The following is an 11,806-nucleotide window of genomic DNA, read 5'->3' as shown; positions in this document are numbered from 1 at the left end:
GCCTGCCACCCGAACAATTCAGAGTTGTTCGGGTGGCAGGCACCGCAAATTTGGTTTAGAGTGCTTGCTCGTGAAGGAAGTTCTGGACGATATGTTCATTCGGTTCATAGGTTTTCAAGTTGTAGCCTTCTTTTTGCAGCCACTCGATGATCGTCGGCAAAGCGATGGTAGTTTGGCTGCGGTCGTGAAGCAGGACGATGATGTTGTTATCGCCGGATTTGGCTGCTTTCGTCACGCCATCCTGGACGTTTTTGATGATTTGTCCCGCTTGTTTGTCGCTGTATCGCCAGTCATTGGAATCGACGTCCCAATCCCACATTTTAAAACCGTGTAAGATGAGGGATTTCTGCATGCCTTGTGTGACGTGCGGAACGCTGCCGTATGGGACACGTACGAGGTCGGCCGATTTCCCCGTTATTTCTTTGATCATCTCTGCTCCGCCAGCCATCTCGGCAATGAACGATTCGGTCGATCCGTAGACGAATGCCCGATCATGCGTCATGCTGTGCGAGCCAATGTAGTGACCGCTTTCCGAGACGGTTTTAACGATGGATTCATTATTTTTCATTTGATTGCCAAGAAAGAAGAAGGTGGCAGGCACTTCGTATTTTTCAAGTGTTGTAAGATTCTTCAGCGTGGACTGATTCGGGCCGTCATCGAACGTTAAATAGACATTCGCTTTTGAAGTTTGCGAAGGCGGCTGCTCGTCGATATGCAACTGAATCACTTCCTCGAATGCCGGATGGCTTATACGATTAAAATCATTGCGGTAAATGCGGATCGTGTGGTATTTCTGGAAGTACTCTATTTGAAACCCGATTTCTCGGGCGATATATTTCACGCTAATGAAAACTTGGTCGTCAATCATCGCAAGCGGCTCCCATTTCTGAACGGCACCATCCAACGTTGTGACGCCGGTTGTTGAATCGAATACAATCTCTTTTCCGCTTTTACGGATCGTCGTTTTCCCGTTCTTCACGTCGACGGGCAAGTAAAGAAACTTTGCGATGTCCATGAGCGGCACTTTCGTATCCCCGTCGATGACGCGAATATCTTCAAGCGGCAAAATGCGATCGTGAAGTCCGACATATCGCTTTCCGGTTTCACTCGCCTCCACCTTATCGATACCTATGAATAAAATCCAAATGATTGCTAAACTGCACACCAAAGCCCATTTCCTCATTCGCTGTCCCCACTCCCCCGTTTTATCTCCTTACTTCACTATATTGATAGAGGGACAGGGGTAGAATCAGATATTTTCAGGAGACAGGAGTGCCAGGAAATAAGTCATAAAACGAGCAAAACTTTGCGGTAATCGCGTCCGGGGTGCTGCGGCTGACTGGGAATGCTCCGCGTAAGACAACAAAAACCGCCATCATGGCGGTTTTTGTTGTCTTATTCTAGAAATCCATATTTCACATAGTTTTTCCAGCCGAATGTTCTCCATTCATTCTTCGATGGCAATTCAAGCGGCAACGGCAGAATAACGCCGAATGGTTCTTTATAATCTGCGATTTTCTGATTGTAAATGGCGACATCGCCGACTTGTAAGCCCTCTGCGATGACACCGCGTGAGTTGGATTCGAACGGTACGGCAACTTTAGTTTTGATGCCACGCCCTTGTTCATCGAGCTTCCAACCGATAGCGCTATTTTTAGAATAAGACTCGAGCCAATGGATTTTTACGGATACGGCATCCGCTTCATTGACGATAATTAACGCACTGACATTTGCGCCGAATGGAAGTGCATGGGGTTGCTCGCTCGTCTTCATGCGTATTTCGTAAATATCGAGTGGGTTTTTCCGTTCGTTTCGGTCCAGCGAGTCATACGCTTCCTGCCATCTGCTATCTGTTGCAGGGACAGCGGAAACGGAGTGGACCTCCCCTTCAATGACGGTATCCAAATTGTTTTCTTGGATGCGGACGAGGTCTCCGACTTCGATTTTCTGCCATTCATCCAGCTGTGCGTATGTCGTGATCAGTTTCATTTCGCTGTAAATTTCCGCTGCTAATGTGACACCATTTTTACTCACATTCGAAACCGTTCCGTCAACAGGGCTAATTAATGCCGGCCGCGATGGGTTTTGGTCGAGCTGTGCTTGGACGATAGCCAGTTTGCGGTCGATTTCCGATAGTTCCCGTTCCGCTTCCGCGATTGCTTGTGCAAAAGAGCCGTCTTGGCTCACGTCAACTTGGACGTCGACAGTCAACTCGATATCGCTATCCCCTGGTGTTTCGGTAGTGTTGACATTGGCGGAATTATTTTGAGCGCTGGCGCGGTCCGCTTCCAAGGCAGATAGGATTGAATGCAAAGAGCTTCGCTGTTCAAGGAGCCCTTCTTCCTCAGCGCTCCATGCCGCGAGTTGGCTCTCTGCACGTTCCGTTTGCAGTATCGCGATTTCATCCCCGACCTGCACTTGATCGCCTTCTTCGATAAGCCATGTTTCAATGGCCTCCCCGTCTCCGACGTAGACAGTGTAAATTTCTTCTGGCGTGACGAAGCCTTCTTTCTGGATCGTTTCTTCGAAGTGGCCGGGTGTCATGCGTTCGTATTGGTGGACATACAATGATTTCGGAACCGTGCTTTTATTTGAATATAAAAGGTGGATGTTCAGGGCGATGAAGGCGCTGACGATTATGGCAATCGTGATGCCCATTCGTTTATTCATCTAGAAGCCACCTCCGAAAAGTGAATTGAGGATTGCGTCGAACGGAATGTAGGCGACGGCAGCTGTGATAAGGGCCATTGCGACATGCACCCCAATGAGCATCCAAAGTTGTTCGCGCCATTTTCCGTCAGCTATGAATCCACGGATGAATCGGTATTGCAAAGTGATGATGAGTGCGCTTGTAATTGTTAGTTGGTTCAGGAATAAGATTAAATACCAATTCTCCATGACCGTGACGGCAAGCGGGCCGAATGATAAAAATGAAAGGCTGACAGATTCGCCTTTTATTGCGAAAACGATAAAGATGACCGCTTTTTCCATAAGCAGAATGCCCGTCATGAGCACTTGCAGGGGGACGAATTGCCGGGATGGAATTTTCGTTATCCACGAAAGGATGATGGCAACCCCGAAAATATGAAAGGCTATGTATATGATTGACCAGATAATCGTGCCGGCTAAAGAAGCGAATCGAGCAATGATGTAGTCCGTCGTTGTCATTGTCGTCATCAATGCCGTAATTGCTTCGGTGTTCATTCCCCAGCTGTTTCTTATGGCGAACAGGATAATTCCTGTGAGGAAAACGATGTACAGCCTTTTATGAAAGTTCCGCATCGTTCCGGTTTGTAAATGGGTGGCGAGTTCGAATGGCCTCGTCAAATAATGCCAAAACCTGTAGTCAAAGAACATGGCGACAATCCTTTCTGCTAATGAAGTGCCTTATTTTGGGCCCGTAGACTCTACTTTATCAAATCTCGCAAAATTATCAATTCTTACTAGATGGTCTATGTATGAAAATTGGAGAATTTGGCCAAACTATTTGTAGAATTTTTCATTTCCAACTAGACGTATTTCCCGGGAAATCGACAAAGGAGCGGATTTTAATGAATCATGATGAAAAACATCGATTTACTATGACAGATTTCTTGTTTGGATTAACCGGTTCCACTATATTCGTACTTGCATTGCATTTTTTTACTAGTTGAACCTAGCAAGCAAGCTATCTATACCCTCTTATTCTTTCATGGAAACTTACTGTTTTTCCAATATAAAAACACTTATCGTTTATTCTGGAACGATAAGTGTTTTTTCATGAGTTATTCAATGTTATTGCATTCCTTCCGTCAGTTGAGTGAATAAGCTTCGGTTGTTAGTTTCGAGCGCATAGTCGATCATGCGCAGTTTGTGATGGGCTTCCATCTGTTCAATCATTTTGCCGGCTTCCTCGGTGACAGCTTCGGGCATTTCGATTTTAATGTTTAATGTGCCTTCGAGGATTGTCGATAGGTGTAAGTGAAGATCCGAGATGAGGAGCAGCTGGTACAGTGGCAATCGGATGAATCGGCTGCCTCGTTGAAAAACGAATACTTCGCCTAAGTTTTCGACTTGCAGGCTTTTCATGTTGACGACGATTTCTTTCCCTTCGGATGGTACGAATTGATATACTTCACCGCCTTTAATAATAGAGAAATATTGATAGGCGAACACGAGACGTAGACGGAAATCCTCCTGGCTAGTGAAAAACGGCGTCATACGTTGAACAGAAAGCATTTTCTATCCCTCCGTCATTGAATATTCCGATTATTATTATTCTATCACAGTTGTGGCGATTTTGTGAATGATTTGTTTCTAGCATATTCAATGAGACTGAAATAAATGCTTTACGTGCGGGTAGGCGATTGGCTTTTGTCGGGACGTTCTGTCAAAAATGCTATTTCCCGTGGCTCGAAGTCGATTTGATTTTCTAGTAACTGTTGAATGATTTTCCCTTTCCCATCCATGAGAACTGTCAATTCATCTAATTTATAATTAGCGATGAGCACTTTGCGATCGCTCGTCAAAAATGTTTCCGGTGCGATGAATCCTCCGCTATTATTTTTTTCATGGATTGTTCCCCATGCTGCGTTTCTTTTCATGTTTTCATTAAATAGATGACGTTTTTCATAGAGTTGTGGGATATGTATGATTAATGTTTCCACTTGATTTCCTCCTTTTTTGTGAATGTAAGTGCTCGTATTAGATGTTTGGGATAAAAGCGTTTACGGTTGTGGTCTTAAACCTTTATAATGAAGGGAATGCTTTATTTTAGGGAGTGAGCGAATGCACATGACTGTGGAACGTGTTTCTTATTTGCATGAGCGTGAAATAGATGAATTTATGAATATGATTGAGCATTCTTTCCGGCCGGATGTACAGGAAGAGGTCGTTGTTGTTCGGAAAGCCGTGTCCATTGTCCGGAAAGGGTCCTTGTTTCACTATTGGTGTTCGGCGGATGGGTCCACGTTTGAGGTGTCGCTGGCCGATGGAACTGTGGAGAATGTTGTGAAGCTGACTTTTCCAGAGATGGACGTGTCTTGTACTTGTGATGAAAATGAGTGGTGCGTTCATAAGATGGCGGTTGTCTTCTATCTTTATTCCCAATTCAATTCCTTAACGGAGTGGATGCATAATTGGCAGCGGAGGGAGGTCGAACAGATGGCGCTGACCATATCGGAGCGGACTCCGGAGGCGTGGAATCAGGTGTTGTACAGACTGACGGCGCCGCTGCGAGATATGAACCCAAGTGAAAGTCCAAATGTGTTTTTGCATGAAAGTTCTTTGTTGGATCAGAAGATGATTCCGCTATCCCCTTTTGAATATGAATGGAAGCCGCTGTTTGAGCTGTTTTACCGGTTGCATTTACTCGATGCCGCATGGACATATCTTTATGCGCATTTGGAATTGCAAAATCATTTCACGTACCGTGAATGGCAAGTGAAGATGTGGATCAATGATCAGGTGAGTAAATTGCGCAATCACGTCCATACGCTTGGGAAGAATCCGCGGTTGTTTGAAACGGATGTTTTTTATGCGTCATTGAAAACGAATGCCCGTGAACTTGTTCTACATCATGATGGGTTGTTCCCGGCCAGGCTTGAAATCTATTCGATCATGTGGGACTTGCTGTACCCGAAAGATGCTGAGCGGGAGAGAGAGATGGCAACCCTGCTCGACGAGGACAAAGCAGATGCCCCATATTTTGCGGCTTTCTTCTATTTGACGCATGGCGATGAGGAAGCGCTTCAAAAGATTGCGGACAAGACGGGCGGCGAGCATGTCGATTATTGGCTGCCGCTTGCTGATCACGCTGCAGAGCTCGAAGATACCGATTCGTTGTACGTTATTATGGATACGATTTTCCCTCATATCGGCGGATACTTTGCCAATATCAATTCTTCGAATGAAACATATCATTTCATCCGGAAAATCGATGGCTTGCTGGAAGAAGCTGAGTTCCCGGAAGAGCGGCGGGAGGAGCTGTTCATGCTGTACGGAGAAGCGGGTGTGAGTGCATTCGGCGATTTCCTTATTGAACGCGAACGCTTCGCTGAATGGGCTGCCCTTATGCATCGGTTCAATATTCCGTATGATGGGATCGAGCCGGATACATTGAAATTCGTTTTAGCGAATGACCCCGCTTCCGTCATGCCGCTGCTCCATACGTACGCGATGCGGTTCATCCAGGAGAAGAACAGACATAGCTACCGCCGCGCCGTCAGATTGTTCAAGAATATGAAGACAGGGGCGAAAAAGAGCGGAAAAGCCGATTTCTGGAATCGGTACATCGACACGGTTCGCGAGCAATATAAAAGGCTTCGCGCGTTGTCCGAAGAAATGGAAAAGGGGAATTTGAATCTATGACGAAAACGGATGCTTTGAATCTTCTCTTCCAATTGGCAATCGACCGGAATGAAGCTGGCGGTTATAAGGTTTCTGCGACGGACGCTTCCGGCAGGACGGTTCCCCCCGACAGGCTTTCCTCTTTCCTGTATTTCAACAATGAACAGGCGTTGTATGGGTTGCTGTCGGTGACGGATGAAAATGCTGTCCATTTGAAAACGAATGATTTCCTGCAATTGTTTACAGGCAAGACGCATCCTTTCGCTTCATTCAGCGGACGGACATCGGATGATGAAGCGCATCTGGCCGCGTTGCAGGAGGCAGCGAAGGTTTGGAATGAACCTGACTTCTGGCAGCATGCAGAGTTGGACGCAGGGATGATCCGATTTGACGAGGAGAAAATCGGGATTTCTGCCCTTTCTTCGATGATTCTCCATGATGCGATTCGTGAAAAGATCGAGGCTTCTGCTATCCGGTTCGAACAGTTGCCGGCGCTGTTGCCGCATTTGCGAAAATTCGGGTGGCCGGGTGAAACTGTGACGAATATGCCTGTCCGGGTCGCTTTCCGTCTGACCGAGCCGGATGCCGAGACGGATACGGAGTGGTTGCTTGAGACGGTTGTTGTGAGTGAGCGCGGGGCACATTGGACGCCAGCTGTCCGGAAATTGAATGCCGATATGGCGGATGCTTTGCCAGCGAAGTGGAAAGAGTTTGCTGATGAAATCCGTGAAAAGCAGTCTGAAATGGCGTCTTTCCTGCGTTCGGTGGAGATTGATCCGGGTAATCGCTTTTTGTCGATGCCGATGTCTGATCCTGAAGTTCGTATGTTCATTCAGGAGGATCTCCCTGTGTTTCAGTCGTTCGGTTATTCCGTCATTTTGCCGGCATGGTTGAAGTCGGTGACGGAGTCGAAGATGCGCGTCCGGACGAATGCGAGTGTGCAGTCGTATCGTTCGGCGGCAGGCTTGGATGAAGTACTCTCTTTCGATTGGAACTTTTCGCTTGCCGGCAAAGACATCGATCAGGATTCGTTCCGGAAGTTGGTTGACGAGAATCGTGAGTATATTCGTTCAGGTGATGAATGGTTCCATATCGATCCACTTTGGCTGAAGCGGATCCGCGAGCTGATGGAGCAGGCGGATGCGGGCGAGTGGACGGTGAAGGATCTGTTGTTCCAGGAGATTCCTGAGGAGATCGTCCCGGTCGAGGATGATGATGAGGCCGATGATCCGTTGCTCGCTTTTTCAATGCAGCAATCATTGCGTGAATATGTTGATATGGTAGCGAATAAACACGGTTTGCCTGACGCAGGAGTGCCTGCCGCATTGAAGGCTGAGCTTCGTCCGTATCAGATTGAGGGCTATAATTGGCTCGTTTTCATGCGCGAGTATCGTTTTGGCGCTTGTTTAGCCGATGATATGGGTCTCGGGAAGACGGTGCAGCTCATTTCGTATTTATTGAATGTCCATGCACGCCCTGAAACGGATGCCCCTTCTTTGATCATTTGCCCGACGAGTGTGCTTGGCAACTGGCAGAAGGAGATTGAGCGGTTTGCGCCGTCGCTCATCGTGCATACACATTATGGGCCGTCACGTGCGAAGGATGAAGAGTTCGATCGGCTCGTGGCGGAACGAAAACCGGATGTCATTTTGACGACATATGGCACTGCGACTCAAGACGATGAGACGCTAGGCGGGACAGTGTTTGCGAGCATCACGCTCGATGAAGCGCAAAACATTAAGAACATGCAGACGAAGCAGTCGCGTGCGATTCGCAAATTGCATGGCGACCATCAGATTGCGTTGACGGGGACGCCAATCGAGAACCGGTTGTCGGAGCTTTGGGCGATTTTCGACTTTATCCATAAAGGGTATTTCGGAAGCTTCCGGACGTTTACAGATCAATTCATCATTCCGATTGAGCGGGATGATTCGGAACTTGAAAAGCGGAAGCTGCGTGCGAAAATCCGGCCTTTCTTGTTGCGGCGCACGAAAAACGATCCCGATTTGCAGTTGAATTTGCCGAAAAAACTTGAACAGAATGAGTATTGTCCGCTGACGACCGAGCAGGCAGCGCTCTATGAAAGCTTTATAGAGGATACGAAGTTCAAGTTGGATACGCTGACCGGATTTGAACGGAAAGGGCTCATTTTGAAAATGTTGAGCCGGTTGAAGCAGCTTTGCAATCATCCTTCGCTCTTCTTGAAGGAGCCGCATGCGCCTGCCGACCAAATGCTGGAACGGTCGGTGAAATTAAATCGAATCGTGTCGATGGCTGCAGATATTGCAGCGAATGGCGAACAATGTTTGATTTTTACGCAGTATATCGGAATGGGGCAATTGATCCGTCAATGTTTAAGCGAGTTGCATGATATCGATGTGCCTTTCTTGTCTGGCAGCATGCCGAAGGGGCAGCGCGATCATTTGGTCGAAGCGTTTCAGGCCGGCGAATTCCCGATTTTCATTTTATCATTGAAGGCTGGTGGAACCGGTTTGAATTTGACGGGTGCGAATCATGTGCTGCACGCGGATCGCTGGTGGAATCCTGCGGTTGAAAATCAGGCTACGGACCGTGCTTACCGCATCGGTCAAACGAAGTTCGTGCATGTCCATAAGTTCGTGACCGTTGGGACGATTGAAGAGAAGATCGATAAGATGTTGGAAGAGAAGGCTGCTCTTTCTGCTGATCTGATTCAATCGAGTCAATGGCTTACGGAGCTTTCGGATCGTGAATTGGATGATTTGTTGTCGTTTGAACGATAGTTTTGTCGACCCTGGTTCCGTGATGGAGCCGGGGTTTTTCATATTCGGTGTGTGGCTTGCCGCTTATGTATCGAGATGATTTTTCCGTCGCGTTCTTTTTCTTCAATATTTTTTATCCGTTCGTTCAGGTGCGCAAGAATGCGGATCAGTTCACCTACTTGCAGTTCCAGTCTGATGATTTTCCTTTCGACATTTTCCATTTACTTCCCTCCTTATAGATACGGCGGGAGCGACCCCCGCCGTGTTTGGTCGGCCAAGATCAGTTGGCCCTATGCAGCAAGCATTCCACCACTAAAGGTGACAATGCTCCCCGTTGGATACTGGGCAGATCCCCACCTGCCTAGTATCCGATCGCCTTTTATCATCCTTTTTCAACGTAGAGCTTTTTTATTTCACAAAACTATTTAGTTTGTGTACCATTCGCTTTTCCGCCGGTCCCCCTTCCCCGTTTTTCCCTATCCTTATGTATCTGCCCGATAGGTCAAAAAATTGGTAATCCATCTTTTTCGTCCTGCGGTAAATGGAAGTTCGACTTCGCTTTTTCCTGTTCACTTCCGCTTTCATTTCCGCCAGTCCGTTGCACATTCTGTTCAGGCTCTCCATACAAGTTGTCGCTGCTTCTCCGTTTCGTTGACAGGAACCGGATTTCTTCACCGATTACTTCGGTGACGAATACGCGGCTGTTGTCTTCCCGTTCATACGTTCTCGATTGAATGCGCCCACCAACTCCTATTAAAGATCCTTTTCCACAATGCTTTGCCGTGTTTTCCGCAACTTTCCCCCAAGCCGTGCAAAGTATGAAGTCGGCGTCCACTTCGCCATGCTGGTTTTTGAATTTGCGGTTTACGGCTAGGATGAAGCTCGTTTGCAATCTTCCTTCCGAAAGCCTTCTTAAAATCGGATCTTTAGTTATGCGCCCTACGAGTGCAACTTGGTTCACTAGTCCCCCTCCTTTCGTTCCATGATGCCCTCATCATACAAATGGAGCGGCCAAACTGGCAAACTCGCATAGTTGGATTATGGAGGTATTATTAACTCTTTCGTGTAATGAAATAAGGATTTTGTCGGCCCTATTATTTCCATCTACAAGGACATCAAGCGGTTGGAAACTTTCATTTATCCGTAATAACACGAGTTCGTCATGATTCTGAAGTTTTTTTGCCGATATGGTATACTTGTTGCAAAAAGTGAGGCGGGTGGCGCGTTTGAAGACATTTAAAATGATATCGGTCGGGATCTTGGCGGATGAAAAGATCCAAGACTTTCCGCTCATTGATGGGATTATTATTAATCAAGAGAATAGCCACCGGATGTGGATTCTTGAGATGTTTATCGATCAGCAGCATGAAAAGCTGTTTGAAGATTGGAAGGAGTCCGAGGAATTGTTGGAAGCGCGCGTCGTCATTTCCTATCCGGAAAACGAACCGGCGGGTTTCCGTGTTGCGGTGGATGCTGTGGAACGAATTGGGGATCATATTTCAGTCTTGCTGAAGGGACGGTTGAAACGAGCCCGCACGCAATATGCTGAGCATTTGTTGGAGGAACTGATTACCGAGGGGCTTAGTGGAGACGAGTTATTGAAGCGTTTTGAGTCGGATATGCGTGAACGTCCACGGTTGAAGAAGGACCGGGAGTTGGAGTGAGAGGCTGCCTTTGATGGCGGCTTTTTTTTACTCGTACGCGGGAGTTCTAGCACGTTGGTGACCCGATCGACGCGATTCCAACACAAGAAAAACCGCCGGGGGGTGGCGGTTTTCTTGTTCGGCTTGCGGTTAGCGGTTGTTGTTTCCAGTTGTTCCATCTTTGTTCTTACGGTCACGATTGGTGTCGGTGTCGTTCGGAGTTGTTGTGTTGTCATCTGTTAGGATGTCGTCGTTTGGTGCCGTTGTATTGTCACCATTCATGTCTCCGTTGTTACGGTTGCCATCATTGATGATTCCGTTGTCCACACCGTTGTTCCGATCGTTTCCGTTGTTGATGCCATCCATGTCCGAACCTGCACCGTTGTTGACTCGTGGTGTCGTATCACGTAATCCGTCATCTAAGTTTTCCATCGGCGTTTCGTTATTGTCCGGAACGTCGTTGTTGTTGTTGCACCCTGTCAAGACGAGACCAGATACAAGTACGAACGGTATCGCTTTTTTGAACATGAAAATTCCCTCCTTTCCACAAGCCGTCTATCATACAAATCCGTATGATACTTGTAGGTTGGCTCAAAAGGAGGGAACTATCCATACTTTTTTTGTTCTTATTCCATGCGTTCTTTCAATAAATTCTCGACATAAACGGCTTCTGCTTTGCAGTCGTATGTGTAATGCGTGTCGAGTTTTTCCTGCATCATTTGAATCGAAGCGATTTGGTCTTCGGACGGTGGTTCGCTAATAACACGCTGGATCACTTCGTTGATGCGTTGGGCGAGGTCTTCATGAAATTTCGGATCCAGTTTCATTGCATCCGGAATTTTTGAATACCATAGTGCTTTTGTCGTGATGTATTCGCGCCAAGTGGCCATGAAGTCTTCGATGCTATACTCCTCTTCATCCCAAGCGATGTTCGCCATGTATTGCTCGAACGTTTGGGTGATGGAGCGCGTGATGCTGCTTTTTATATTTGGAGAAAGATCTTTGAACATAACTGAATGGTACCTCCCACTAATAAACGTGCATGTTTGTCTGCTTTCATTCGACATTTCCAGACATTGCACTTTTCATTGTACC

General features: G+C 47.1%; 12 protein-coding genes. 3 read left to right on the top strand and 9 right to left on the bottom strand.

Annotated features, from left to right (window positions below):
* Positions 1–55: 55 nt before the first annotated feature.
* The 5 genes from SLU01_RS00380 to SLU01_RS00360 form a co-directional block, all read right to left on the bottom strand.
* Positions 56–1,183 (bottom strand): polysaccharide deacetylase family protein, encoded by a 1,128-nt coding sequence (locus tag SLU01_RS00380; RefSeq protein ID WP_147054159.1) that lies wholly within the window; start codon positions 1,181–1,183, stop codon positions 56–58.
* Between the two features lie 212 nt (positions 1,184–1,395).
* On the bottom strand, positions 1,396–2,670 hold the full coding sequence (locus tag SLU01_RS00375; protein WP_147054157.1) for an efflux RND transporter periplasmic adaptor subunit: 1,275 nt from the start codon (positions 2,668–2,670) through the stop codon (positions 1,396–1,398).
* On the bottom strand, positions 2,671–3,357 hold the full coding sequence (locus tag SLU01_RS00370) for a hypothetical protein (RefSeq protein ID WP_147054155.1): 687 nt from the start codon (positions 3,355–3,357) through the stop codon (positions 2,671–2,673).
* Positions 3,358–3,774: 417 nt separating this feature from the next.
* Complete coding sequence (locus SLU01_RS00365) at positions 3,775–4,218, bottom strand: transcriptional regulator (protein ID WP_147054153.1); 444 nt, start codon at positions 4,216–4,218, stop codon at positions 3,775–3,777.
* A gap of 110 nt (positions 4,219–4,328) precedes the next feature.
* Positions 4,329–4,646 carry a hypothetical protein gene (locus tag SLU01_RS00360; RefSeq protein ID WP_147054151.1) on the bottom strand — a complete coding sequence of 106 codons (318 nt, stop codon included), beginning with the start codon at positions 4,644–4,646 and terminating at the stop codon, positions 4,329–4,331.
* 121 nt (positions 4,647–4,767) lie between these two features.
* On the opposite strand from SLU01_RS00360, the gene SLU01_RS00355 reads away from it, so the two are divergent.
* Together SLU01_RS00355 and SLU01_RS00350 are read left to right on the top strand one after the other, a co-directional pair.
* The gene (locus tag SLU01_RS00355) at positions 4,768–6,348 is read left to right on the top strand and encodes a hypothetical protein (RefSeq protein WP_147054149.1); all 1,581 of its coding nucleotides are present in this window, start codon (positions 4,768–4,770) and stop codon (positions 6,346–6,348) included.
* Positions 6,345–9,089 (top strand): DEAD/DEAH box helicase, encoded by a 2,745-nt coding sequence (locus SLU01_RS00350; protein ID WP_147054147.1) that lies wholly within the window; start codon positions 6,345–6,347, stop codon positions 9,087–9,089. The genes SLU01_RS00355 and SLU01_RS00350 overlap by 4 nt, the downstream gene beginning before the upstream one ends.
* A gap of 38 nt (positions 9,090–9,127) precedes the next feature.
* On the opposite strand, the gene SLU01_RS17860 is transcribed toward SLU01_RS00350, so the two are convergent.
* A complete protein-coding gene (locus SLU01_RS17860) occupies positions 9,128–9,289 on the bottom strand; it encodes a hypothetical protein (RefSeq protein WP_170232527.1) in 162 nt (53 codons plus the stop codon).
* Positions 9,290–9,570: 281 nt separating this feature from the next.
* On the bottom strand, positions 9,571–10,029 hold the full coding sequence (locus SLU01_RS00345) for a single-stranded DNA-binding protein (protein ID WP_147054145.1): 459 nt from the start codon (positions 10,027–10,029) through the stop codon (positions 9,571–9,573).
* Positions 10,030–10,294: 265 nt separating this feature from the next.
* Here SLU01_RS00345 and SLU01_RS00340 point away from each other — a divergent pair, with 265 nt between their 5' ends.
* Positions 10,295–10,732 (top strand): YwpF family protein, encoded by a 438-nt coding sequence (locus tag SLU01_RS00340; protein ID WP_147054143.1) that lies wholly within the window; start codon positions 10,295–10,297, stop codon positions 10,730–10,732.
* 129 nt (positions 10,733–10,861) lie between these two features.
* On the opposite strand, the gene SLU01_RS00335 is transcribed toward SLU01_RS00340, so the two are convergent.
* Positions 10,862–11,239 (bottom strand): hypothetical protein, encoded by a 378-nt coding sequence (locus tag SLU01_RS00335; protein WP_170232526.1) that lies wholly within the window; start codon positions 11,237–11,239, stop codon positions 10,862–10,864.
* Positions 11,240–11,337: 98 nt separating this feature from the next.
* Positions 11,338–11,721 (bottom strand): hypothetical protein, encoded by a 384-nt coding sequence (locus SLU01_RS00330; RefSeq protein ID WP_147054139.1) that lies wholly within the window; start codon positions 11,719–11,721, stop codon positions 11,338–11,340.
* Positions 11,722–11,806 lie beyond the last annotated feature (85 nt).

Source organism: Sporosarcina luteola (genome assembly GCF_007991495.1).
GTDB classification, from domain to species: domain Bacteria; phylum Bacillota; class Bacilli; order Bacillales_A; family Planococcaceae; genus Sporosarcina; species Sporosarcina luteola.
The sequence above is the reverse complement of the archived record's forward strand: the minus strand, read 5'-3'. Positions and strand labels throughout refer to the sequence as shown.